We start from the raw sequence: 24,054 nt of genomic DNA on the forward strand, positions 1-24,054 counted from the left end.
AAATATTTTATTTTACTTTTCTGAAAACTATTCATACTACTGTCATTATTTGTTCATGAATGATTCATTTTTTGAGAAATTTAGTAGATTATTATTCTGTACAAAAGCAATATTCACAAATTATTACACCGAACCTATATGGAAAGAAAAAGATATTGTAACTTATTCAAAAAAACGCTAGAATAAGAATAAGAATTTTCTGAATTTTCAAAGAGTAGGTGAGCAATTATGTCTTCATTAGTTCGTTCTTATACGTATCGTTTTTTAGCTGGACTTCTAATCATTCTTATCATAAGCCCGATTCCTGCTATATTATTAGCGCATGAGCCTTCTTATTTAAAAGGTTTACTTGGGATTTTTTATAATTTCACTCATTTTCCGCACATTTCAATCCCCATGATTGATTGGATGCATGAATCTATTCTTTTCTCATCTCAACCTATTATAAACTCAACTAGAGTGTTACATGTTTCTGGACAATCTACACTTCTATTCCCTTATATATGGGAAGTATACTTTTTATCGATCGTTCGCTTTACATTCACACTCGTAATTGGTTTTTCCATTAGCCTAGCAATTGGACATTTATTCTTAAAAGTACCAAGACAATTAAAAAAGTATACTGTTATATTGCGCTGGATTCCATACTCATTCAGTACCGTTTTATTACAATGTTCTATTGTATTAATTTCTTTACACATCGCAAAGTACATAACAATTCCATTCCTTTCTTCCCTCATCATCATATGTAGTACATCAATGATTATCATTATACAGGCAATTAAAAAATGGATCCCGTTTTTAAATAAAACGGAAGAACATGTTATACGCGATTCATCTTTTCTCATTAATACATTATTTATAGCAATCGTTTCAAATCATAAATCTATTTTAAGTTCCATTATTTTGTCATTCTGTTATATGGAATGTATTTTTCATACGAAAGGATTACTACAATTTATTATTCAATTTGGAGGAAGTTCACCAACTGTTGTTACAATTGGACTGTTACTCCTTTATATTCCGTATATCATTCTTTCCTTCCTTCAATCCGTATGGACAACAAACCAGTCTAAACATCAAACTTACGCTATTGCAAAAACAATGATTAAATAATTAAGATATAAGCCATCCCCCTCCTTAAAATGGAGGGTTATTCCTCTTTCATTCAGGGTAAAATACCAACAAATTCATGAATGATTAGAAAAACATCCCAATATTTACTCATTTCCTTTGACTATTATTTTCGTTTCGATTTATTATAAAAGTATAACATACTTGCAGGAGGTGACATCTTTATTCCAACTTCGGAGTAGAGAACACACTTGGACATATTAAATATTTTTCTCATTTTTGTACTTATCCTCATTTCTGGCTTTTTCGTTGCATCTGAATTTGCAGTTGTAAAAGTACGAAAAAGCCGAATTGATCAGCTTGCAAATGAAGGAAATAAGCAAGCACTAGCTGCCAGAAGCGTTGTTTCTAACTTAGATGTATACTTATCAGCTTGTCAGCTTGGTATTACCATCACGTCTTTAGGGCTTGGTTGGCTTGGTGAACCAACTGTTGAACACTTACTACGACCACTATTTGAAAAAATAAATATTACTGGAGCGATGGCTAATACGCTATCTTTCATCATCGCTTTTAGTGTTATTACTTTTTTTCATGTTGTATTAGGTGAACTTGTTCCAAAATCTTTTGCGATTCAAAAAGCTGAAGCAATTACATTAAAATTTGCCAAACCACTCATCTGGTTTGATAAAATCATGTATCCTTTCATTTGGTTACTAAATAGTACAGCCGTATCCTTTACAAAACTATTCGGCCTCGAACCAGCAAAAGAAAATGAACTTGCGCACTCAGAAGAAGAATTACGACTTATTTTAGGTGAAAGCTTTAAGAGTGGTGAAATTAACCAAACCGAATATAAATATGTAAACAATATTTTTGAGTTTGATGACCGTGTTGCCAAAGAAATTATGGTACCTCGTACAGAAATGATTTGTTTATCTACAGAAAATACATTATCCGAAAATATGGAAATTATCGCATCTGAAAAATATACACGCTATCCGATAATAGAAAAAGATAAAGATGATATTATTGGTATGCTAAATACAAAAGAAATTTTTCACGATCAAACGAAGGGAATTCACAAACCTTTAGAAGCATACATACATCCCGTCTTAACTGTCTTTGAAACAGTTCCAATTCGTCAAACATTAATCCACCTCCAAAAAAACCGTGTTCAAATGGCGATTGTAGTGGATGAATATGGTGGGACAGCTGGACTATTAACAATGGAAGATATTATTGAAGAAATTATTGGCGAAATTCAAGATGAGTTTGATGCAGATGAACCACCAATGATTGAAAAACGCACACCAAAACTTACTGTATTTGATGGAAAAGTGCTCATTTCAGAAGTAAATGATATGTTTGGTTTACATATTGATGAAAGTGATTTAGATACAATTGGCGGCTGGCTTCTATCCCAAGCTATTGATTTAAATATTGAAGCTGGATATTCAATTGAATATGCTGGTTTCCAATTCAAAGCATTAGAGATTGATGGGCATCAAATTAAGAAAGTTGCTGTACATAAACTAGATAGTAAAAAGGAGATATAAAGTGACTATTTTTCTTACACTTTGTATAATTGCATGTTTCATCGTATCATTTATTGCTTTTATTTATCCAATTATCCCTGGCATACTCGCACTATGGGCTGGATATCTCATTTATCATTTTGGTATAAATAGCGGGGAGCTATCAACAAGCTTTTGGATCCTTCAAATCATTTTTACCATCTTTATTTTTGTTGCTGATTTTATCGCAAATGGATATTTCTTAAAGAAATATGGAAGTACCAAATGGGGCGAACGTGTGGGAATGCTCTCTATTATTGTCGGTTCCTTTTTCTTCCCGCCATTTGGTCTCATTATCATTCCATTTCTGTCTGTTTTCATGACAGAAATATTGCATAAAAAGACACCGAAAGAAGCTTTTATGGTGGGAATTGCTACAGTCGTCGGCTTTTTAAGCAGTACAGTGGCAAAAGCGATTTTACAAATTATTATGATTATCATTTTTGTATGTTACATTCTTTTTTAACCATCCCTTTTCAGGGATGGTTTTTTAATACGCAATACCTACACGAGTGTTTTCATATACTTTTTTATTTATTAAAGACCAAGTAAAACGAGCCGTATCTCCTACCGTAATTTTTGATCCGTCCAGTGGTAACATTTCCCCCTCCGTGCGGTACATACCCGTTTCTTCTCCATCAATTAAATGTGTAGGACAAACAATTGTCCAGCATAACTCGCTATTTTTTAAAGCTACATAAGCAGATAGATGATCTTCTGCAGCTGTTGTAGTTTTTCTCTTTGATTCTTCCGATTGAAATCGATATATCTTCTGATTTGTTCGAGCTTGTAAAATACCTGCTGTTCCTATCGTGATAATCCTGTTTATTCCCTCTTTATCCATATGTTTTATAATAGTAGGTATGCTATGCGATAATGTTCTATTTCCATCAGTCCCAAGAGCACTTAACACGATATCCGCCCCCTTTAACGCCTTTTTCACATCATTTTCCTGTAATACATTTCCTTCTACTATATATAGATTGTTATGTTTTTCCACAACCTTATTTTGGTCACGAACTAATACTGTGACATCATGTAAATCTTGTAATGCTAGTTTCATTAACTGTGAACCAACTCTTCCAGTTGCCCCAAATATACATATTTTCATCCTCGTACTCCTTACTTATTATTTCTCTCTATTTTTTCTCAAAAGTGGAAAATATACAACTAAAAAAGCTTCCTCAACACATGAGGAAGCCCTATCATTCAAAATATTATTTTTTTTCCTTTGAATCTGAAGAAGTACTGTCCTTGCTCGTTTCTTGATCCTTCTTTTTATCTTGCTGTGTTGTTGTATCTTCTTCTTTTTTCTTATCCTCACTATTATTACAGCCTACCAGAAATAAAGAGCTCGCAAGTGCCATTACAGTTAAAGATTTAACCCATTTATTCATTTGCTTTTCCCCCTTTTGATAGAATATGTACAATCTCATATTACTTCTCTTTTTTGAAGGAAATATGAGAAGAAAGTAAAGATACGGTAAATTTCTGTAAATTTTCTGACAAGGGAGGCGTTTATTTTTTATTTTGAATCATTTTCGCTTATAATAAAAATAATATAACAGAGAAAGGTTGATATATATGGAACTTGGATTAGCTGGAAAAACTGCTCTAGTTGTCGCATCTAGTCAAGGTTTAGGAAAAGCGATTGCTACAGAACTTATAAAAGAAGGTACAAATGTTATGCTACTGAGTCGTAATGAAGAAAAGCTAGCATCTTTACAAAAAGAATTGATCGCTCTTAATAAAGGTACTGCCATGTATACAGTTTGTGATGTTACAAATAAAGAAAGCATTAAACAAGCGGTAGAATATACTGTACAAAACTTTGGCACAATTGATATTTTAGTAAACAATGCCGGCGGTCCTAAGCCTGGTACATTTGAACAATTAACAGATGAAGATTGGTACAATTCATTTGAACTCAATTTATTAAGTTACGTACGTATGATTCGTGAAGTACTCCCATATATGAAGGAACAAGGCGGAAAAATTATTAACATCGCTTCGTCTTCTATTAAAGAGCCAATTCCCGGATTACTATTATCGAATACATTCCGCGTCGGCATTACAGGCTTAGCAAAAACGTTAGCATCTGAGCTTGCCCCATATAACATTCTAATTAATACCATTGCCCCAGGACGTATCGCTACAGACCGCATCGCTTCTCTCGATGAAACAGCTGCCGAAAAGCACGGAATTACAGTAGAAGACGTTCAAAAACAATATGAATCAATTATCCCTCTCGGAAGATACGGTCGCCCTAGCGAGTTCGCAGCGTTCGCTGCATTCCTTGCATCCGATGCAAATACATATATGACCGGGCAATCTTTCCTTGTTGATGGTGGAATGGTAAAAAGCTTATAATTCTTTTCAAAAAAACAAGACAGTTCATACACTGTCTTGTTTTTCATTCCATGCAAACCTTTCGGCTGCATATATATTTTCTATTGTATATTCTTTTTTCACAACATATTGCCATATGCTATAAGCATAACGATTCATTTTAACAAAACAGTTTTCCAAAAATGATCGAAATTCCGGATTTGCAACTTCTACAGCAACTTGAGCAAATCTGAGTGCTAATCTTTTTAAATTCGAGATATAGGAAATAGCAATTTCGGTATCACCCTTACTTGTATTAGTCATCGGTATACCATTTTGTATAAGGGGAGACCTCAGTTGTTCGCAAATCATATGCTGTACATTTTCACCTTCTTGAAAGTTCACTTGTTCATTGTAAGCTTGCAAAATATAGGGCAAATGCTGTTTTAATATATCTCCTAGCTCTTCATCTTCCACTTTGTTCATATACTCACCCATCATATGAATCATTTCATAACTACACTGTAGTAATTCTTCCATACATCTCATAATATAGCTCCCCCTTCCTTCTAATATATGCCTATAAATAGAAAGCCAGAACATTTGCTATCTTTGCTAAAAACCAGTCCCAGCTACTAATTTTGTCAAAATCTTTATCCGTCAAACGCTTAGAGTCATGAAAATCCTCTTGTAATCGTCCCCACACTTCAGCTACAACTGCTTTATCATATATAAAACAATCCGACTCCATGTTAATATAAAAGCTACGATTATCAAAATTAGCTGTTCCTACATCAGCGCTTGTACCATCAATTATTGTCACCTTTCCATGAAAAAAGCCATTGTGGTATTGATAGATTTCTGCACCAGCATCTAACATCTTTTTTAAATGGGGGTAAGCAGCTTGTTTTAGTAATAGGGCATCGCTTTTAAAGGGAACTAGAATCTTTACAGCCACTCCGCGCTGCAATGCTTCTTGTAAACCATCCATCATTTCCTTACTTGGTACAAAATACGGCGTTGCAATAATTAATGATTTTTTAGCCTCTTTTATGAATGCACCGTATTCCTGCCATAACCCTTTCCCATTCGAAAATACATATTGATACTTTGCTTTCCCTTGCTGAGGTGGCCCTTCGTACAAAGAAAGCTTTTCGTCAGTATCCTCGTACCAATCTTCTACAAATTTTTGTTCCATATCAACTGCTCCCTCTCCTTGAATACGCAGTTGATAATCACGCCATCTTCCGAATTTAGGATCCTTTCCAAGATACTCCTCTCCAATATTAAAACCGCCGACATAAGAAACTTTCCCATCAATCACTGCAATACGGCGATGATTACGTTGATGTAGTGAATAAAACAGATTTTTAAATTTAGGCTTTTTACTAAAAGTAAATTTAACACCCTTTTCTTTTAACTGCTGAATCACTTTTTTCTTAATTTTATAGCCACCAATGCGGTCTACTGATAATTTCACATCTACACCACTCGATGCTTTCTTCTCTAATAGCTGTAAGAAATCACGACTTACTTTATCTTTACCTACAATATAAAAATGAAGATAAACAAATTTTTCAGCACGATTTATATCTTCAAACAAGTTTCGATTCAAATCTTCCCCGTTCGTATACAATTGAAAATTCCCATATCGAAATTTTGATATTTCAAGTCCACTATTCATTTTCTTCCCCATTTCTAGATCGATAGTCATCCATATAGATATCCCTATGATGCATAACAAAATAGCTATACATTTTTTCATGGATAAAACCCTTTCTTCAAAAGCTGTTATTCCTATATGTTTCCTTTTTTTTACGTTAACATACAAGAAAAATCCACAGTTTCGTGATATATGTCCCTGTCAAACAAAAGTGAATTTGCATATTGTATGTTGTATCTTACAATAAAAGGAGGAAATAACAATGGGCTTCGCACATGGGAATGGATTCGCGTTACTTGTCGTCTTATTTATCCTCTTAATTATCGTCGGTGCTGCTTGCTTTTGCTAGTTAGCTACCCTTAAGAGCGATATGTAGATGAAAAAACTATAAAAGCGGACACCTAAATTTAGGTGTCCGCTTTTCATTCTAGTTTACTTATAAAGCTAATACCGTTGCAATTTTCTTACTTTCTTTTTTTGAATATGACGTTGCTCTGCACGTAAAACAGCAATCCTGTCCAAACACAAACGATTCATAGCTAACATAAACGAACTGGATGTAAAAAAGAACCGATTATAATCAATCGGCTCCTCTAAATACATATTGTTCCTTCGGCTGTTCAACTTTATTCCACTTTTCCACTTCTAAAACAGGAATATTTGCGTGGAATGGTTGATAAAACTCAGTTGAAATTTCCCCTTCTACTTGAATCCAATCATCATTATTCCACTCTACCCCATCTGGCTTTTTCACTAACATTCCATATACACCTGAATCGGCTACACAATGAATAATACCAAAGCGGAATAAGAAATATTGCTCTTTTTTTGCAGAATCATCGCGGAAGACAAATCCTTTAAAAGAAAGTTTCTTCCCTGTAAACTCACCAGGATAATTATAGATTGTCTCCATTCCTTTTAAGAAATCTTCATCCTTTAAAGCGATACTATCTTTTGTTACATATTCTTTTTTCCCTTTTTCCATTACACCGCGATATCCTTCTTTTCCATAATAAATACTCGTATCGGGTCTTAAAAACTGCCTTGTCATAAATGGATCTGTGCTTTCTGCCTGCGCAACAGGAAAATGAAAACCTTTTGTTTTAACTATATCCGAATCTAATGTCGCAATTGGAAAGAATAGTCCTGAAATAATAGGAAAACAAAATAATGTATACGCAAAAGTCCGTTTCCACCATGTATTTTCATCTTTTGAATGATCATGTCCACAATGACTATGATTACAACCACAATTGTGCTGATCTTTCTCCTTTTGGTGTTCCTTTTGGAAAACAACAATGATTTGAATAAGTGTTAAAAACCCTAAAATAATTGCTGCTGTTTTTGATAAATAGGCGTACTTCATATTTATATACTTTGTTATATTACCTGAAATATGAAGCTGCGTAATTAAAATTGTAAACCCGAGTAAAATATAAGCTCTAAACATAACCTACCACCCCATCGCATAAATGAGTAGTGAGCTTGCATAAACCACGAGTGTAACTGTAGCTATCACAACAATTACAAATTTCGTTTTAAATGTCGCAAGCATCATAAACATATTTTTAATATCTACCATCGGTCCATATACGAGGAACGCGACAAGTGATGCTGTTGAAAATGTACTTTGGAACGACGATGCAATAAAAGCATCCGCCTCTGAACATAGTGATAAAATATACGCAAGTCCCATCATAACAGCTGATGAAGAGAACGGTCCTTGTCCTATAGAAAGTAGCGTTGAAGTTTGTACAAACGTTTGAACAGCAGCGGCAATTAATGCCCCCATTACTAAGTATTTTCCCATTGAGAAAAACTCTTCAACCGCATGTGTACAAACATCCCACATTTTTTTACGCAGTGGACGCTTATGATCCACCTCTGGGAAATGCTCATCACGTAATTGATGATCTTTAAACATAAATGATAATATAATTCCAACAATAATCGCTACAACAATAGCTACAATCGAACGGTACCATACCATATGCATGCTACTTCCGAATGCAACATACGTTGCAAATAATACGACCGGATTAATAATCGGACCCGTTAACATAAATGCGATTCCAGCGTATGGCGGAACACCTTTACCAATTAGACGTCTTACAATTGGAACGATCCCACACTCACACCCTGGAAACATCATGCCAAGAAAAGTGGCTAATAACACAGACAGAAATCGATTTTTTGGCATCCATTTTGCCACCATATCTTCTGTCACAAACATTTGAATGAATCCTGAAATAAATACACCAATTAGCACAAATGGTAGTGCTTCAATTAAAATTGAGATAAAGATTGTATTCATTTGCAGGAATGCTTTCGGTAACTGAAACAATTCCATGATGTATTTCCTCCATTTTTTCATTAACAATATGTAATTTTAACCTCAATTTATTATTTGAACAAGCCCTTTTCAAATCTGTAAATCATGGCAAAAAAAGTTTTCCATCAATATATGTATCGTATATAAGAAACGTTATATTACGACAAAAAAGCTGCTATAGCGCAGTTTAATAACTATGCTATAGCAGCTTTCTTTATCTTTAAAAATAACGTTTCTTCCAAAAAATAAACGCTAAAGTGCAAGATAATGTTGCACATATAATCATTACAATTATAAAACCATGTGGGCTATGACCAAGTGGAATTTCTACATTCATTCCAAAAAAGCTCGAAACCATTGTTGGTAATGATAAAATAATTGTAATTGACGTCAACAGTTTCATTACACTGTTTAAGTTATTTGAAATAACTGAGCTAAACGTATTCATCATACCACTTAAAATATGACTATATATTTCGGCCATTTCAATGGCCTGTTTATTTTCAATTAATACATCTTCTAATAAATCTTGATCATCTTCATACATTTTAAGAAAGTTATTATTACGCATTAACTTCTGAATAACAATTTTGTTTGCTTTTAAAGATGTCGTAAAATACACTAAACTTTTTTCAAGACCTAATAATGTGAAGATTTCTTTATTTTTCATTGACTTATTTAATTCATGTTCTAAGTCAATTGTTTTTCTGTTAATTTGCTTTAAGTATCGTAAATAATAAGTAGAAATCGTATATAAGAGCTGCAGTGCAAAACGCGTCTTTTTAAATGTATAAAATTCTTTAATACGTTGATTAATAAATCGCTCGAAAATCGGATTTTCTTCCAAACAGATTGTAACGAAACATTCCGGCATTACAATCATACCAATCGGAATCGTGTCATATATTGAATTTCCTTCTTCATCATGCCTCACTGTAGGAATGTCAACGATAATTAATGCATTATCATCTTCTTTTTCAATACGAGATCGTTCTTCATCATCCAATGGGTCTTTAATAAAATCCAATTCTACATTCAATGTTTGCACTAAAAATTGAATTTCTTCTTCTGTTGGATGAAGTACATTAATCCAGCAACCTTTTTCAATTTCCTCTATTTCTTGTAGTTTTCCGTTTCGGTCTGTTAAATAAATATTTAACATACTATCACCCCGATTCTTTTTACATGTGGGAATCTACCTCACTTAAACAACAGTTTTTGAACCGCTATTTTCAGCATATGAAACAAACGTTCAAATTTCAATAGAAAATTAATTTGAAAACGCTTTTCTTCATAAATTCTTTTAAAATAGAAAAAGACAGAGATTGCTCTGTCTTTCCAAAAGCTTATGTTGCCTTTATAACATATTTAGAAAGCATCCACAAGTTAAATGAAACCGAAACAGTATAGCCTGCATATGTTGAGATAATAAAACTAGTGTAGTCAAAGTACGGTAATAATACAATATTTAATGCGACTTTAATGATAATCCCTAGGGTTAAACCCAGAACTGTTTTTTGTTGCTGATTAATGCCTTGTAACATCGCAGCAGTAACTGTGAACAATGAAAATAATATACATGCCGGTGCATAGTACTGTAAAATAGCGCTTCCTAAACTCGGATCATTTCCTACTCCAAATAAAAAAGTATATATAGGTTTAGCTAATATCATCATTCCAATTGCTGCTGGAATTGTAATCGCTACAACAAGTAAATTCGTTTTCGTGAAATGCTTATATAATAATTGTACATTTCCAGCTATATAAGCTTTCGTCATCTCAGGAACGAGAGACATACTAAAGGCTGTTGCAACCGACACTGGAATTAGTACAACCATTTGAACAAGCCCAATTATCGCATTTATTTTTTCTGCTTCGATTTGCACGTAACCTATCTCTATTAAAAGTTTATTGATTGTAAATGTATCAATTGTTTGATACAACGGAATCGCTAGTCCAACCGCAACAAATGGGATTGAATACGTAAATAGCTCTTTATATAAAGCAAAAAAAGACTTCGTTGTCTGCGGGATACTGGCTTTCTCTTTCCGTTTTAGGTATTTCCGCCTTTTCATATAAAATCCAATCAAAACAGTTAGTCCAGCTGCCGCGCCCATAAATGCACCAAAAGTTGAAACTCCAACCGCTAACGAAACAGATGCTTTCAAAATATGCAACACAACAAAGCTTCCTATTAAGATTGTTAATACACGAAAGAACTGTTCTACAACTACACTAGAAGCCGATGGTCCCATAGATTGAAATCCTTGAAAAAAACCGCGTAATAAACTCATTACTGGTACAATCAGTAGTGCAAAACTAACAATTTGAATATTATATGTAACAGCATTCATACTATTACCAGTTTGATCACTTCCATCGATCACTAGATTTGCAAGATATGGAGCTAACATATAAAGAACTAGAAATGAAGCTAGCCCCATAAAAATCATAAAAAATATTCCACTTTTCAACACCCGTTTTACTGTATGATAGTCATTTAACTGATCATATTTCGAGACCATTTTTGAAACAGCAAGTGGTAATCCCATCGTTGCAATGCTTAACATAATTGTATATGGCCGATATGCATACGTATATAATACATATCCGCTAGTACCAACCATTGCTGTAAATGGAATAACATATATAAATCCGAGCATTTTAGATATCATCGTTGCCATCGTTAAAAATAATGTTCCACGTAAAAACGGTGATCTCTTCATTTCATTCCCCCGCTACGCTTTATTACTACACATTATGGACAACTTCTTTATTTTAGAACTGAAAGGTATGAAAAAAGCCAATGAAATCATTGGCTTTAACGAACTGTTTTTCTTTTTTTCAATATTTTTAAACCGAAATAAAGAGCAATAAAGAACACTGCCCCAATAATTATGTAATGCGTATAGTCAGCGGCATATTCTTTAATATGACGCCAATTCCCACCTAGTTTTTCTCCTAAATAAATAAACAAAATTGACCATGGGATAATCGCGATTACTGTGTATAGTGTAAAATTTTTCAAAGGCATTTTCGCTAATCCTGCTGGAATCGAAATTGCATGACGCACAACTGGTATAAAGCGTGCTGAGAAAATTACTCCCGCCCCATATCGATTAAACCAGCCTTCCGCCACATCTAAATGATGCTTGTTAATCAATAAATATTTTCCATATTTTTCAACGACAGGACGTCCTCCGTAATACCCTAACCAATACAAGAAGATTTGTGCTAAAGTACCACCGATTGTACCAGCAATCACCGCTCCAATAAAACTGATTTTACCGTCTGCTACTAAAAATCCAGCATAAGAGAGAACAATCTCACTAGGAATGATTTCAATCATTAACCCTAAGGCTACTCCAAAGTATCCTAAACTTGCAAAAAATTGCAATAACTGCTCTATTAAATTCGATAACATTTTCTTTTCTGTCTCCTTTTCTTCTTACATGCCTTCCTATTATCTCACAAAGATTTATGCATGCCAATAAGTTCCTAGTTCTTTACCCAAAATATGTACCATTCATTGTAAATATACCAGGCACAAATAGAAAGAAAAGAGAGGGTTATACATGTAAAATTTCTTATTTTTTATCTTTACACATTTTTTCTTAATCAAGTAAGGATTGCTTATTACTGTCTTTCATACATGCAAACATCTCTCTAATTTGCCCCTCTGTATTTCTAGCAATCGATAACTCCGGAATTTCCTTTTCACCAAAAAAGTTCACTGCTTCCGTTTCAATACTTGTTTGTTTTTCTCCCCCAACGATTTCACAACCAATAAATATTTTATATACATGTGTTGCGGATGGTGATGAATGATGTTTTTCTTTATCGAATACTGCTAATAATCGAAAATGGTCAACTTTATAACCCGTTTCTTCCCATACTTCTTTTGCTGCCACTTCTGTTGGCGTATAGCCAACATCTGCCCAGCCACCTGGTAAAGCCCATTTCCCATCGCTTTTTTCTTTTACAAATAATAATTTATCATCCTGATACACGACAGCCCTAATATCTACTTTTGGTGTTTGATAACCTGTTTCATTGGCAAATAATTTCTCTACCACTTCCCAATCTGTCTTCGTATAATGAGACATCATAGTAACTGTGAGGTCACGTAACTGCTCGAAACGTTCAATATCATACACATCTTTTGAATACGTTAAACCAGCCTGAGCAATAGCTTGTATTTGTTTTACCCAATCGATCCATTTCGCTTCCATATTTCCTCCACCTTAAAAATATACTATACTGTTTCAACTTTATTTACAGCACCTAAACAAATCGTAGCTTATTCACATAAAATTTAAAAGGAATCAATTATTTTCATAAAGACTTAAGCATTCATACTTTTTATCTAAAATGAAAGATTATATTTATCATAAATGAAAAAGAGATTGACTATGTATCAATCTCTTTTTCATTTATGATAGTTCATGTAAATACTCATGTATATATTGACGCCTATTGTTTATATATTGAAAGATAATATCGGGTTCTTGGTCAAAAATGTCTATTTTATCTTTCATATAGGGATCTTGAACCAGGTACGGACGGATCGCTTCACACATTCCCTCTACTTTCGGTTTTATAAAAGAAACCGTGAATTTTTCTTCCAAAATTTCTTCAAGAATACTGCGGTACTGTTTTCGAAATACCGGTATATCAAGAATTCTGGCACTCAATGTATTATACCCTTGAATTCGAATGTATTCATGGTTAAGTGGCCTTCCCTCTACATCACGCCCCCATGTTGCATCATAATCCCATGGTATTACTTCAAACAAATGCGTTTCATCATTATGATACAATGCATAATTATGAACAAAGCCATCAAAGTTTTGCGTTAAAATAACACCTGCTAACCATCGCAAGTATTTTTCAACATCAAGATAATTCACAATTTCTTTTTCATATTTTTCTCGCGATAATGCATTCGCTTGATAAACAAATTCGCTAAGTTGCTCTTCACTATGTTCATTTGCACATTTAAACTCATACCCTGCAGATAAATTTGTCTTAACATCCTGATCTCGCTCGCTCATTAAAGAAAAATTTGCATCATCGTCAATTGCATAATAAATTGAACCGCTCGGTAATTTTCTGCTTTTCAAAAAATTTTCATCAACAGATTCTAATTGTAGATATACACCTTGAATTTGACCGTTAATTTTAATAAAAACATGCTGAGATTTTGGTGAAAGTACACCAATATCGCTAAAAAAATCAAGTGATAATTTATTTCGGATCAGTGACGGATCTTTAAACTCAGAATTTAGATGAAACTCTTTCACACCTTGAAATCGTTTTGGTTTGTAAAACATAACATGATATGATTTTTTTTCAAGCTCCCGAATATGAGCCCCTCGGTAAACAATATCAATATCATATTTTCTTTTCTCATATGTTAATTTTGCTGGAACAGGACTATCAGACCAAATATCTTTCTTTAATTCAACAACATACATTGGATGAATAAAAAAATCATAAGAAGGCAACATTGTTCTCCACCCCTTCTTTTTTTCTCCCTTTAATGTATGCTCATTACTTTGTCCATGTGTCCATATATCCGTCATATGCCAATTTCCATTGAAAATTAAACTCCTGTCTCATGCAGAAGAGATTCTCTCTTCATATCATGATTAATGTAAAAGGTTACCTTTTCATTTTAATTAGCGATAAGGAGGGTTTCTATGAAACGCGATATTCAAAAAGCTGTTGAAGAAATCAAAAGTGCAGGGATGGAGGAATTTTTACATCAAGACCCAAGTACTTTTGAGTGCGACGATGATAAATTTTCGCATCATAAGCGTACAACACACTGTAAACATACAACGGGTGGTAAATGTCCTCGAACAAAATGTACACGTGTGAAAAAATGTACGTTCGTTACAAAATGTACGCGTGTGAAGAAATGTACTTGTGTTACAAAATGTACACGTGTGAAAAAATGTACGTTCATTACGAAGCGTACTCGTGTACGTGTGCAAAAGTGGACTTTTGTTACGAAAGTTACACGCGTGAAAAAATGTACGTTCGTTACAAAACGGACACGTGTGAAAAAGTGCACTCATGTTACAAAATGTACGCGTGTAAGAAAATGTACGTTCGTTACAAAATGCGTTCGTTTTGAAAAGAAATGTTTCTGGACAAAACGATGTTTCTGTAAAAAATGTGAATTCATCCGTGAGCATGATAAAAAATCTTGCGATCACTCATGGGATGATGACAGTCATTCAAGCTGCCATGATTGCGATCACCATAAACGTTCATCCTGCAAAAAGAGAAAAAAAAATGATCACTTCTGGTTTAGAAAACGCGATTGCTAATTCTTTATCCCCGATTGTTAATAGTAAGTGTAAAAAGACCGCTCTATTGCGGTCTTTTTACACTTGCTGAAAATGACTTATATCGGCAAACTGTGTAACACTAGCTTTTTTTTCTTCAAATTCAATGATACTTAAGCTAGCACTATGCATAAATGGATCATCCCATACTTTTTCAACCGAAAGACCAGCAAAGTGCCCCACTAGTAATTTTGCTGCCGCTGCGTGTGATACAATTAAAATACTTTCTCCTTTATGTTTTTCTAAAAGAATGTTGACCCCTTCTATCACCCGTTTATATACATCATTAAAATTTTCTCCTGATGTCGAACAAAAACGATGCGGCTCATTCCAAAACGTATGTACGTCCTCTGGATACTGCGCTTCCAAATCCGCAAGCATTTGCCCTTCCCAGATTCCCATATTAATCTCATAAAAGTGTTCGTCAGCTATAATTGGAATATTCCGCTCTCCTTTTATCAGCTCTGCCGTATGCATTGTTCTCCCACTTGGACTACTATATATTGCATGAAGTGGTATATCCTTTATTCGTTCCCCTAATTGTTTTGCTTGTAGCATTCCTTTTTCGGTTAAATTCGAATTCTTTCTTCCTTGCATACGCTTTGCTATATTCCATTCTGTTTCTCCGTGACGTGTTACATATAAAGTCGTCTTCATTCGTTTCCTTCCCCCTCAATGAATTGGTCGTAATTCCCATGGCTCTAATGTTCCTATAATACAATCACTTTGTTTACTCTGAATTCCTGCTATAACCCCTTCTGCAATTTCTTCATGAGTCAACCACCTTGAATGTTCACCTTGTAAAATAAACCCTAATAAAATTCTATGATAATCACATGAAGAACTTCCTATTTTTTGCCGTTCCAATTGAGAAGCACTACTCCCTAATATATGAAACAAACCATAGGATTTAGAATGTAACTCAATTTCTTCACAAATTACTTGAAGCGCCTTTTTAGCAGTTGTATGTATCCAAGCTATTACTAATGTGATAGGGCCATTTTGTTTAATAGCACCTTTAATAGATTGTTTTAAGATGTCGCTATCGTGGTAATCAAGAGAAATACATGTAACATTTCCGGGAGCATTACATGCATGTTTCACACCTTCTAACCTATCCCTATCTCGTCCAATAACAGAAACATAAAAGCCTTGATTACAGAGCCAAACGGACACTTTCTTTAGCATTCCTGTCCCTCCAATAACGAGCGCATGCATGCTCTTCCCTGCCCCCTTTATTTCAACAATAAAATTTCATATGTGGTTTTGCTTCCTTATAATAATGTAAGCGATCCTGCAATGTACCTGAATGAAACTCAAACTTATGTCCATCTGGATCAATAAAATAAATAGACTGACAATCTCTTACATCACGTTCTCTTCCTTGTAAAATATGAACTTTATTCTCCTCTAATCGCTTTAATAGCTGATCAAATTCCTCTTGTTGAACAGAAAATGCAATATGTGTATATGACTGATGAATTTCATTTCTTGCAATATCTGCTTCTTCATTGAGTGCGACCCACATTCCACATACATCAAAATATGCGAGTTTTTTTCCTTTTACTAATAACCTTCCCTCTAATACTGTTTCATAAAATTGAATCGATCTTTCTAAATTTGAAACTGAAAAACAAAGATGATTAAATCCGTTTATCAACATAGAACCTCCTTACAAAATAAGAGATGCGCAAAAATTCGCACATCTCTTATTATACTATTTTTTTGTAACATATGCCCATTTATAACTAAAATCGCCACCGAATGTATGATTTGCAATTCCTTTTACATATGTTTTTTCTAAATATGCTGTACTTTGCTGATAAGCAGGTGAAATTGCGGTATCTTCTCCAATTAAGATTTTTTCCGCTTCTGCAAGTGCTTTCCAACGTGCTGCATCGTCTTTTAACAATTCACCTTTTGACTTAGCAACTAAATCATCATACTTTGGATTTGAATAAGCCATTTCATTAAATGAACTTCCTGTAATAAACATATCAATGTATGTCATTGGATCTGGATAATCAGGGCTCCATGCTGATAGCGAAAACTCATATTGTAATTTCTTCTCTAAATCTAATTTTTGTTTATATGGTTGTTGTTTCAAATTCACTTTAATTCCAGGTAAATTTTTCTCAAGTTCTTCTTTAATAAAGTCACCAACTTTTTTGCGGCTACCATTATCATCGTTTAGTAATTCTACCGTAATTGTATCTTGACCCAATTCTTTTTTCGCTTCTTCCCATAACTTTTTCGCTTTTGCCGCATTATCGTTACTATCTCGGAAATTTTTATTTACAGTACGAAAATCTTTTCCATCCGGACCCGTTGTAAATTTTTCCGGTACTAAGAAATATGCTGGTAATGATCCATCATTTAAAATGACATTTGCAATACCTTTTTTATCATAAGCTAAATCAATCGCTTCTCGCACTTTTTGATTTTTAAATGTTGAGTTTTGTTGATTAAAACGTAAGAAATACATGCGCGGATCTAGTTTCGTTTTGAATTCATCTGGCTTATTCTTTTTATATTTATCAACAAACTCTGAGGTTAAAATGACGCGATCTACTTCATCACTATCATACAAGTTCACACCTGTGCTCGTTTCTTTTACGATACCCACATTAATTTCTTCTAGTTTTACAGTACCTTTATCCCAGTAATTTGGATTTTTCTTTAATTTATAGCTTTGCTCATGTTTCCATTCACTTAACGTAAATGGTCCATTGTATAAAACTTTATCAGCTTCTAGTGCATATTTATCTCCTTGTTTTTTTACAAACTTCTCATTTAAAGGGAAGAATGTTGGAAATGATGTAAGATCAAGAAAATATGGAGCTGGTTGTTCAAGTTCTACCACTAGTGTTTTATCATCTTTTGCTTTTACACCAAGCTGATCAAGAGGCAACTCTCCCTTATTAACTTTTTGAGCATTTTTTACATCAAATAAAATAAATGCATATTCAGATGCTGTTTCTTTATCAAGCGCACGTTGCCAACCATATACAAAATCTTGCGCACGAACCGGCTCACCATTCGACCACTTTGCATCTCGTAATTCAAAAGTATATGTTTTCTTATCTTCACTAATTTTCACATCTTTTGCCATACCTGGAGTTCGTTTATTATCTTTATCTAATCGATATAAACCTTCCATTGCATTTACGAATACTCGGAACGATACGGAATCTGTTGATTTTGACGTATCCATCGAAGGAATTTCTGCTGTTTCTAGTAAGTTTAACACTTGTTTATCGGCCATCCCCTTACCTGTTTCTTTCTTCGTTGTCGATGCTTTCTCCCCATTCCCGCAACCTGCAACAAACATACTTGTTGATAGTGCAAGTGCAGCAAGCGTTGAAACTTTTTTCTTCATTCTTTCTTCCCCCAATCTTTATGTATACAATAAGGCCTATATGATAATATTATACAAAACATTCAGATTATTTCAAATATTTTTCTTTACTGAAATAAAAAGAAATGAATGTAAAAGCTACTTTATCCGCTTTTACATCCATTTCTTATAACATCTCTTTTATTTCATCTTTTTGTAATCCATCATCAAACTCAAAAAGATCTTGCGTACGAAACACATCTTCCATCATTATCAAGAATTCTTTTTCATCTTGTGGCTCATCGTTAATCGTAAGAGAATAGGGCTCAATTTCATTCAACCTGTAATCGACAACAAATTGAATGACAATTTTTTGTCTTGCCATACCATTATTATATCCATGAAATTCTACTAATTCTAATCCATCTCCCCCGCGGTAATAAACCCAGGTTGGTTGCTTAAAATAGTGTTCAAACGATTCTCCAATAGAAAAGAAGGGATACTCATAAAGAGAACTTGCTCGTACTTTTTGAATGACATCTTGATCTGTGGGAAAGAAAAAGTGACTCATAAATATACTAGTCGCTGTCAAAATTGTAACAATAGCCGCTCCAATTTTACTTGTTCCACCATTATCACGAATAAGATAACTTTCAACAGCTTCGTCCTTTACCCCCCTTGCCTTTATTCGATATATTTTCCGCTCAGCAAATCGATAATATAGCCCATTAGCAAATATCCCAATTCCTATCATCATTAAAATGAGTAATAAAAAAGTAAGCGGCACCATATTTATGATTGGAAGTGCAACATTGAAACCCATATAATAGGAGAATGCATTACAAGCTACTAATAAGATTACAAATAAACAAGCAGGTAAGTAATACTTTCGATAGCCAAACCATCCAACATTGAAAATAGCCGCCCATCCATTCCAACTCCACCCTGCTATTCGTTTTTTTTCTTTCTCCCATTTCCCTTTATAATATGGATAATGCGCTCCCACATATTGTTCCATATCTTTTTCTATTGGTGAGGTTTCCTCTTTTGTTCTATTATGTAAAACTTGCTGACAATCTTTACAATTGAACTGACTGTCAGGACAAGGATTCCCACAATTTATACAATGCAAAATAATCCCTCTTTCCGTGATTTGTCCGCTACTGATACTTCTATTGTCCAACATACTAAAAACTTAATGATTTGAAGAAAGAGGCTTTTACAGGATCGTACACCCACAAATAATAGGCGAAACCATTCAGATTAGATCGTAATATAGAATTCTTTTTCCTTTAATCAATGAAAACTACTATTTCCATCCGAACATTTTTTCGTCTTATTTTAAAATCCCCTCATGTTGTAATAACCATTCTTTTCGCCATAGTCCACCTGCATAGCCAACTAACTTTCCACTTTTTCCAATTACACGATGACATGGAACAATAATAGAAATCGGATTGCGACTATTTGCTCCGCCAATCGCACGTACTGCCTTTGTGTTACCAACCTTTTCTGCAATATCTAGATAGGAAGCACTCACTCCATACGGAATCGTATAAAGTGCATCCCAAACATTCTTTTGAAATGGTGTTCCGACTGCTGATAGTGGTACTGTAAATTCAGTTCGCTTTTGATGAAAATATTCATCTAATTCAGCGAGACACTGTTCTACAATTTGACTTGTATTCTCTTCTTTCCGTTTCTCTACAAAAATAACAGACGTAATTCCTTCATCATTTGCAGTAATTTCAAGCAAACCTATTTCGCTTTCATAATACGCTCGGTACATGCTCCTACCCTCCAATTTGATTCATTTCAATAATTGTAACACAAATGTGCAATCTTTCGAGAATAAGCGTTTTATTATGGAAACAAAAATGATGATGATACAATTAAGAAAACTGTAATAAGGGGGAATAACTATGGGCTATCATCTTTTTTCACCTTATACGATGAAAGATATCACATTAAAAAATCGTATTGTTATGTCACCGATGTGTATGTACTCTTCAGAACACGAGGATGGAAAGGTTACAAATTTCCATCCTATCCATTATGCATCTCGAGCAGCTGGTCAAGTAGGTCTTGTAATGCTTGAAGCTACAGCTGTTGTACCTGAAGGACGTATTTCTAATAAAGATTTAGGTATATGGAATAATGATCATATTCCAGGTTTACAACAAACGGTTTCACTCATCCATGAAAATGGTGCCAAAGCAGCTATTCAATTAGCACACGCTGGACGAAAAGCTGAATTACATACAGATGCTGTGGCACCCTCGGCTGTTGCATTTAATGATGCTATGAAAATTCCGTTAGAAATGAATAAACAGCTAATCCAAGAAACAATTTCCGCTTTTCAAGATGCTGCATACCGCTCCAAACAAGTAGGATTTGATATTATTGAATTACATGCGGCTCATGGCTATCTCATTAATGAATTTCTTTCTCCATTATCAAACAAACGGACTGATGAATATGGTGGATCACCTGAAAATCGTTACCGTTTCTTAAGAGAAATCATTAATGCTGTAAATGCAGTTTGGAATGGTCCTTTATTTGTACGTATTTCTGCTAATGACTATCACCCTGAAGGATTAACAGAACATGACTATGTTCAATTTGCAAAATGGATGAAAGAACAAGGGGTAGATGTAATTGATTGTAGTTCTGGTGCAGTTGTACCTTCACAAATTGATGTTTACCCTGGCTATCAAGTAAAATATGCAAATCATATAAAAAAACAAGCGCGCATCGCGACAGGCGCAGTAGGACTAATTACAAGTGGTATACAAGCAGAAGAAATTTTAGCAAATAATGAAGCGGACTTGATCTTTATTGGTCGCGAGCTACTTCGCAATCCATATTTCCCAAGAACAGCAGCCAACGAACTTGGATTTGAATTACAAGAACCACACCAATATCAACGTGCTCGCGGTAAAACAACCCCGACTCGCCGCTAAAATGAGATAAAACAAAAAGGAGAAGGACGTCCCTTCTCCTCTTTCATTATTTCATCATTGTAATCTCTGTAGAATTATAAATATGAACACCAGATTCTTCACGTAGCGCTGCTAGATACATCCCTTTTGCAACCTGCTCAGCTGTAATTGGCTTATACTTTTTTAAAGTACCATTAAATACAAATGGTACGATACCAAATATCTTCTCAGCCATTCTTTCTCCAAAACGAAATTCTTCTCGATCCCCAAGTAGTAATGATGGTCTAAATATATGAACTCCACCAATCACCAACTTTTGAAGTTCTTCCTCCATCTTCCCTTTTACTTGTGAATAAAAGAATAGAGATTTCGGATTGGCACCCATAGAAGAAATAACAAGAAAATTTTGCACACCTTGTTTTTCTGCTAAACAAGCTGCTCGTAATGTATATTCATAGTCTACTTTTTTAAAATTCGCTTTCGTTTTTGCTTTCTTAATTGTTGTCCCAAGACAGCTAAAGACATCATCAACAGCAAATAACTCTTTATACTCTTCTAATATAGAAAAGTCCACTTGTTTCTGTTGTAACTTTTCATGCTCCCATTGTAATGGTTTTCTTACAAAAACCATTACCGAATCATAGTAATCTGAATCAAGTAATAGCTGCGTCACTTCTTGTCCAACTAAACCACTTGCACCGAGTACTAGCGCTGTTCGTTTATTCATCTATCCCTATACCTCTTTATCTAATTTTATACCGTCCAATTAGGCAGTACCAATCCTATTTCTAGGAGTTTCCTTTTTACTTATTCTATCATAAGTAAAGCACTATGCGTGACGCAAGCGCTTTACTCACTCTTCTCTCTTGTTTTCTCTATTGGTAACTTTGTTATGATTGTAGAGTCACCCAGATTACTTATTAATGTTTTAAGGAAAATCAAAACACATGTTAATGGTAAAACAACTACTAATATCAATAAAATTGCCTCCATCAAGTAATCCACTCGCTCATCCCCTTTTCATCCCCTCTACCTCAATATATGAAAGCAATGTTGCCACTTATGCGACATTCATAAAAATTAATACTGCTCTTTTTGACAACTTTATAACAAAATCAAATCGAAATGATTATTATTTACTCCGCATTAACGTGCAGAAATATCCCCGCCTCAAAATCCAGCACAATAAAGATGTTTTATGGGGATCAACTGCCTGTAAAATCCTGATTGGTGAAGGCTAATAATTGGTACGGGACTTTATCCTACAACAATTAATGTTTCACTTTATTGCAACTTTCATAAAGATGTATTATACTAAGTTCGCAACTTAAAACGTAATTATTACGTTTTGCGATAAAAATGTTTTTTCTCTTATTTTGGGAGAAAATAAAATTGGAAAAGAAAGAAAAGAGGAGAATTATATGAAGAAAAGATTAATGGTATTTTCTTTTATACTTATTTTCACATTAATTTTCGCTGGATGTTCCAGCAAAAAAGAAGGATTAGCAAAAAAAGATGGCAAACTTTCTGTGTATACAACCATTTTTCCACTTGCTGATTTCGCTAAAAAAATCGGTGGTGACTATGTAACTGTTGAAACAATTTATCCACCTGGTGCTGACTCTCATACATATGAGCCAAGTCAAAAACAAACGGTGCAAGTTGCAAAGGCAGATCTATTCGTATACAACGGCGCAGAATTAGAACCGTTTGCAGAAAAAATGGAAAAAACATTAAAAAAAGAAAATGTAAAAATTGTTAATGCATCTAAAGGCTTCGATCTTATCGCTTCATCAGAAGAAGAACATCATGAACACGAAGAAGGTCATAAAGAAGAAGAACATCACCATCACGACAAAGATCCACACGTATGGCTGGATCCTACACTCGCAATGAAACAGGCTGAAAAAATTAAAGATGCACTTGTAGCATTGCAACCAGATCATAAAAAAGAATTCGAGAAAAACTTCGCTGCTCTGCAAACAAAGTTTACTGACTTAGATGATCATTTTAAATCTGTTGTTTCAGGTGCAAAAACGAAAGATATTCTAGTTTCTCACGCTGCATATGGGTACTGGGAAAAACGCTATGGATTAAAACAAATACCAGTTGCTGGAATCTCTGCTTCCGATGAACCGTCACAAAAAGAACTGGCTAACATTACAAAAACAGTAAAAGATCATGGCTTGAAATATATTCTTTTTGAAACATTCTCTACTCCAAAAGTAGCAGAAGTTATTCAAAAAGAAACAGGAACGAAAATTTTACGTTTAAATCACCTCGCTACTATTTCTGAAGATGATGCAAAGAAAAACAAAGATTACTTCACATTAATGGAAGAAAACGTGAATGCTTTAAAAGAAGCTACAAGCTAAATGTACCTTTCCTCTAAGACAGCTGGACATATTCAGCTGTCTTTTTTCAATACATCAACTTGACTTAAAC

General features: G+C 34.2%; 26 protein-coding genes. 8 read left to right on the plus strand and 18 right to left on the minus strand.

Translation table 11 applies throughout. The annotated features are described in order from the left end of the window. Window positions 1-228: 228 nt before the first annotated feature. The 3 genes from M014_RS0113530 to M014_RS0113540 all read left to right on the plus strand — a co-directional run bounded on the left by M014_RS0113530 (window position 229) and on the right by M014_RS0113540 (window position 3,117). Window positions 229-1,116 (plus strand): hypothetical protein, encoded by an 888-nt coding sequence (locus tag M014_RS0113530; RefSeq protein WP_026592225.1) that lies wholly within the window; start codon window positions 229-231, stop codon window positions 1,114-1,116. A gap of 209 nt (window positions 1,117-1,325) precedes the next feature. Next, window positions 1,326-2,633, plus strand: coding sequence for a hemolysin family protein (locus tag M014_RS0113535; RefSeq protein WP_026592226.1), 1,308 nt, complete (start codon window positions 1,326-1,328; stop codon window positions 2,631-2,633). A gap of 1 nt (window position 2,634) precedes the next feature. Next, a complete protein-coding gene (locus M014_RS0113540) occupies window positions 2,635-3,117 on the plus strand; it encodes a DUF456 domain-containing protein (protein WP_026592227.1) in 483 nt (160 codons plus the stop codon). 24 nt (window positions 3,118-3,141) lie between these two features. On the opposite strand, the gene M014_RS0113545 is transcribed toward M014_RS0113540, so the two are convergent. Continuing rightward, entirely contained in the window at window positions 3,142-3,762 is a 621-nt protein-coding gene (locus tag M014_RS0113545; RefSeq protein ID WP_026592228.1) for an NAD(P)-dependent oxidoreductase, read from the minus strand. Between the two features lie 106 nt (window positions 3,763-3,868). Continuing rightward, a complete protein-coding gene (locus M014_RS0113550) occupies window positions 3,869-4,048 on the minus strand; it encodes a hypothetical protein (protein WP_026592229.1) in 180 nt (59 codons plus the stop codon). 187 nt (window positions 4,049-4,235) lie between these two features. Here M014_RS0113550 and M014_RS0113555 point away from each other — a divergent pair, with 187 nt between their 5' ends. Beyond that, a complete protein-coding gene (locus M014_RS0113555; RefSeq protein ID WP_026592230.1) occupies window positions 4,236-5,021 on the plus strand; it encodes an SDR family oxidoreductase in 786 nt (261 codons plus the stop codon). 24 nt (window positions 5,022-5,045) lie between these two features. Here M014_RS0113555 and M014_RS0113560 read toward each other — a convergent pair whose 3' ends face one another. Continuing rightward, complete coding sequence (locus M014_RS0113560; RefSeq protein ID WP_026592231.1) at window positions 5,046-5,528, minus strand: spore coat protein; 483 nt, start codon at window positions 5,526-5,528, stop codon at window positions 5,046-5,048. 31 nt (window positions 5,529-5,559) lie between these two features. Then, window positions 5,560-6,744: a cardiolipin synthase gene (gene cls / locus M014_RS0113565; protein WP_026592232.1), complete on the minus strand. Its 1,185-nt coding sequence runs from the start codon at window positions 6,742-6,744 to the stop codon at window positions 5,560-5,562. Between the two features lie 160 nt (window positions 6,745-6,904). Here cls and M014_RS28320 point away from each other — a divergent pair, with 160 nt between their 5' ends. Further along, window positions 6,905-6,991: a YjcZ family sporulation protein gene (locus M014_RS28320; RefSeq protein WP_000505094.1), complete on the plus strand. Its 87-nt coding sequence runs from the start codon at window positions 6,905-6,907 to the stop codon at window positions 6,989-6,991. Between the two features lie 231 nt (window positions 6,992-7,222). On the opposite strand, the gene M014_RS0113575 is transcribed toward M014_RS28320, so the two are convergent. From M014_RS0113575 to cotH, 7 genes are all read right to left on the minus strand, one after another. Next, window positions 7,223-8,092 (minus strand): TIGR03943 family putative permease subunit, encoded by an 870-nt coding sequence (locus tag M014_RS0113575; RefSeq protein ID WP_026592233.1) that lies wholly within the window; start codon window positions 8,090-8,092, stop codon window positions 7,223-7,225. A gap of 3 nt (window positions 8,093-8,095) precedes the next feature. Next, complete coding sequence (locus tag M014_RS0113580) at window positions 8,096-8,992, minus strand: permease (protein WP_026592234.1); 897 nt, start codon at window positions 8,990-8,992, stop codon at window positions 8,096-8,098. Between the two features lie 202 nt (window positions 8,993-9,194). Continuing rightward, on the minus strand, window positions 9,195-10,136 hold the full coding sequence (locus M014_RS0113585) for a magnesium transporter CorA family protein (RefSeq protein ID WP_026592235.1): 942 nt from the start codon (window positions 10,134-10,136) through the stop codon (window positions 9,195-9,197). A 184-nt stretch (window positions 10,137-10,320) separates the two neighbouring features. Next, window positions 10,321-11,700: a putative polysaccharide biosynthesis protein gene (locus M014_RS0113590; RefSeq protein WP_026592236.1), complete on the minus strand. Its 1,380-nt coding sequence runs from the start codon at window positions 11,698-11,700 to the stop codon at window positions 10,321-10,323. Between the two features lie 95 nt (window positions 11,701-11,795). Then, complete coding sequence (locus M014_RS0113595) at window positions 11,796-12,398, minus strand: DedA family protein (RefSeq protein WP_026592237.1); 603 nt, start codon at window positions 12,396-12,398, stop codon at window positions 11,796-11,798. Window positions 12,399-12,588: 190 nt separating this feature from the next. Further along, window positions 12,589-13,206 (minus strand): NUDIX hydrolase, encoded by a 618-nt coding sequence (locus M014_RS0113600; protein ID WP_026592238.1) that lies wholly within the window; start codon window positions 13,204-13,206, stop codon window positions 12,589-12,591. Between the two features lie 201 nt (window positions 13,207-13,407). Next, window positions 13,408-14,484, minus strand: a complete 1,077-nt coding sequence (gene cotH, locus M014_RS0113605; protein WP_026592239.1) for a spore coat protein CotH — start codon at window positions 14,482-14,484, stop codon at window positions 13,408-13,410. A 192-nt stretch (window positions 14,485-14,676) separates the two neighbouring features. On the opposite strand from cotH, the gene M014_RS0113610 reads away from it, so the two are divergent. After that, the gene (locus M014_RS0113610; RefSeq protein WP_026592240.1) at window positions 14,677-15,312 is read left to right on the plus strand and encodes a CotG/ExsB N-terminal domain-containing protein; all 636 of its coding nucleotides are present in this window, start codon (window positions 14,677-14,679) and stop codon (window positions 15,310-15,312) included. 57 nt (window positions 15,313-15,369) lie between these two features. Here the strand turns inward: M014_RS0113610 and M014_RS0113615 are convergent, their stop codons facing one another. The 6 genes from M014_RS0113615 to M014_RS0113640 all read right to left on the minus strand — a co-directional run bounded on the left by M014_RS0113615 (window position 15,370) and on the right by M014_RS0113640 (window position 20,456). Beyond that, complete coding sequence (locus tag M014_RS0113615; protein WP_026592241.1) at window positions 15,370-15,987, minus strand: phosphoserine phosphatase 1; 618 nt, start codon at window positions 15,985-15,987, stop codon at window positions 15,370-15,372. Window positions 15,988-16,002: 15 nt separating this feature from the next. Then, window positions 16,003-16,548 (minus strand): short-chain dehydrogenase, encoded by a 546-nt coding sequence (locus M014_RS0113620; RefSeq protein WP_026592242.1) that lies wholly within the window; start codon window positions 16,546-16,548, stop codon window positions 16,003-16,005. A gap of 22 nt (window positions 16,549-16,570) precedes the next feature. Continuing rightward, window positions 16,571-16,990: a FosB/FosD family fosfomycin resistance bacillithiol transferase gene (gene fosB / locus M014_RS0113625; protein WP_026592243.1), complete on the minus strand. Its 420-nt coding sequence runs from the start codon at window positions 16,988-16,990 to the stop codon at window positions 16,571-16,573. Window positions 16,991-17,047: 57 nt separating this feature from the next. After that, window positions 17,048-18,709 carry a peptide ABC transporter substrate-binding protein gene (locus M014_RS0113630; protein WP_026592244.1) on the minus strand — a complete coding sequence of 554 codons (1,662 nt, stop codon included), beginning with the start codon at window positions 18,707-18,709 and terminating at the stop codon, window positions 17,048-17,050. A 145-nt stretch (window positions 18,710-18,854) separates the two neighbouring features. Next, window positions 18,855-19,799 carry a DUF2628 domain-containing protein gene (locus M014_RS0113635; RefSeq protein WP_026592245.1) on the minus strand — a complete coding sequence of 315 codons (945 nt, stop codon included), beginning with the start codon at window positions 19,797-19,799 and terminating at the stop codon, window positions 18,855-18,857. Between the two features lie 204 nt (window positions 19,800-20,003). Continuing rightward, window positions 20,004-20,456 carry a methylated-DNA--[protein]-cysteine S-methyltransferase gene (locus tag M014_RS0113640; RefSeq protein ID WP_026592246.1) on the minus strand — a complete coding sequence of 151 codons (453 nt, stop codon included), beginning with the start codon at window positions 20,454-20,456 and terminating at the stop codon, window positions 20,004-20,006. A gap of 133 nt (window positions 20,457-20,589) precedes the next feature. Here M014_RS0113640 and namA point away from each other — a divergent pair, with 133 nt between their 5' ends. Beyond that, on the plus strand, window positions 20,590-21,630 hold the full coding sequence (namA, locus tag M014_RS0113645; protein ID WP_026592247.1) for an NADPH dehydrogenase NamA: 1,041 nt from the start codon (window positions 20,590-20,592) through the stop codon (window positions 21,628-21,630). 46 nt (window positions 21,631-21,676) lie between these two features. Here namA and M014_RS0113650 read toward each other — a convergent pair whose 3' ends face one another. Further along, window positions 21,677-22,336 (minus strand): oxidoreductase, encoded by a 660-nt coding sequence (locus M014_RS0113650; RefSeq protein WP_026592248.1) that lies wholly within the window; start codon window positions 22,334-22,336, stop codon window positions 21,677-21,679. Between the two features lie 694 nt (window positions 22,337-23,030). Between M014_RS0113650 and M014_RS0113660 the strand changes: the two genes are divergently transcribed. Next, window positions 23,031-23,984, plus strand: coding sequence for a metal ABC transporter substrate-binding protein (locus M014_RS0113660; RefSeq protein WP_026592250.1), 954 nt, complete (start codon window positions 23,031-23,033; stop codon window positions 23,982-23,984). Window positions 23,985-24,054 lie beyond the last annotated feature (70 nt).

Source organism: Bacillus sp. UNC437CL72CviS29 (genome assembly GCF_000482345.1).
GTDB lineage: Bacteria > Bacillota > Bacilli > Bacillales > Bacillaceae_G > Bacillus_A > Bacillus_A arachidis.

Excerpts from the sequence above, each read along its gene's own strand:
- M014_RS0113530 (WP_026592225.1), top strand. The coding sequence starts at position 229 with ATGTCTTCATTAGTTCGTTCTTATACGTATCGTTTTTTAGCTGGACTT.
- M014_RS0113545 (WP_026592228.1), bottom strand. The coding sequence starts at position 3,762 with ATGAAAATATGTATATTTGGGGCAACTGGAAGAGTTGGTTCACAGTTA.
- M014_RS0113550 (WP_026592229.1), bottom strand. The coding sequence starts at position 4,048 with ATGAATAAATGGGTTAAATCTTTAACTGTAATGGCACTTGCGAGCTCT.
- M014_RS0113555 (WP_026592230.1), top strand. The coding sequence starts at position 4,236 with ATGGAACTTGGATTAGCTGGAAAAACTGCTCTAGTTGTCGCATCTAGT.
- M014_RS0113560 (WP_026592231.1), bottom strand. The coding sequence starts at position 5,528 with ATGAGATGTATGGAAGAATTACTACAGTGTAGTTATGAAATGATTCAT.
- cls (WP_026592232.1), bottom strand. The coding sequence starts at position 6,744 with ATGAAAAAATGTATAGCTATTTTGTTATGCATCATAGGGATATCTATA.
- M014_RS28320 (WP_000505094.1), top strand. The coding sequence starts at position 6,905 with ATGGGCTTCGCACATGGGAATGGATTCGCGTTACTTGTCGTCTTATTT.
- M014_RS0113575 (WP_026592233.1), bottom strand. The coding sequence starts at position 8,092 with ATGTTTAGAGCTTATATTTTACTCGGGTTTACAATTTTAATTACGCAG.
- M014_RS0113580 (WP_026592234.1), bottom strand. The coding sequence starts at position 8,992 with ATGGAATTGTTTCAGTTACCGAAAGCATTCCTGCAAATGAATACAATC.
- M014_RS0113585 (WP_026592235.1), bottom strand. The coding sequence starts at position 10,136 with ATGTTAAATATTTATTTAACAGACCGAAACGGAAAACTACAAGAAATA.
- M014_RS0113590 (WP_026592236.1), bottom strand. The coding sequence starts at position 11,700 with ATGAAGAGATCACCGTTTTTACGTGGAACATTATTTTTAACGATGGCA.
- M014_RS0113595 (WP_026592237.1), bottom strand. The coding sequence starts at position 12,398 with ATGTTATCGAATTTAATAGAGCAGTTATTGCAATTTTTTGCAAGTTTA.
- M014_RS0113600 (WP_026592238.1), bottom strand. The coding sequence starts at position 13,206 with ATGGAAGCGAAATGGATCGATTGGGTAAAACAAATACAAGCTATTGCT.
- cotH (WP_026592239.1), bottom strand. The coding sequence starts at position 14,484 with ATGTTGCCTTCTTATGATTTTTTTATTCATCCAATGTATGTTGTTGAA.
- M014_RS0113610 (WP_026592240.1), top strand. The coding sequence starts at position 14,677 with ATGAAACGCGATATTCAAAAAGCTGTTGAAGAAATCAAAAGTGCAGGG.
- M014_RS0113615 (WP_026592241.1), bottom strand. The coding sequence starts at position 15,987 with ATGAAGACGACTTTATATGTAACACGTCACGGAGAAACAGAATGGAAT.
- M014_RS0113620 (WP_026592242.1), bottom strand. The coding sequence starts at position 16,548 with ATGCATGCGCTCGTTATTGGAGGGACAGGAATGCTAAAGAAAGTGTCC.
- M014_RS0113630 (WP_026592244.1), bottom strand. The coding sequence starts at position 18,709 with ATGAAGAAAAAAGTTTCAACGCTTGCTGCACTTGCACTATCAACAAGT.
- M014_RS0113640 (WP_026592246.1), bottom strand. The coding sequence starts at position 20,456 with ATGTACCGAGCGTATTATGAAAGCGAAATAGGTTTGCTTGAAATTACT.
- namA (WP_026592247.1), top strand. The coding sequence starts at position 20,590 with ATGGGCTATCATCTTTTTTCACCTTATACGATGAAAGATATCACATTA.
- M014_RS0113650 (WP_026592248.1), bottom strand. The coding sequence starts at position 22,336 with ATGAATAAACGAACAGCGCTAGTACTCGGTGCAAGTGGTTTAGTTGGA.
- M014_RS0113660 (WP_026592250.1), top strand. The coding sequence starts at position 23,031 with ATGAAGAAAAGATTAATGGTATTTTCTTTTATACTTATTTTCACATTA.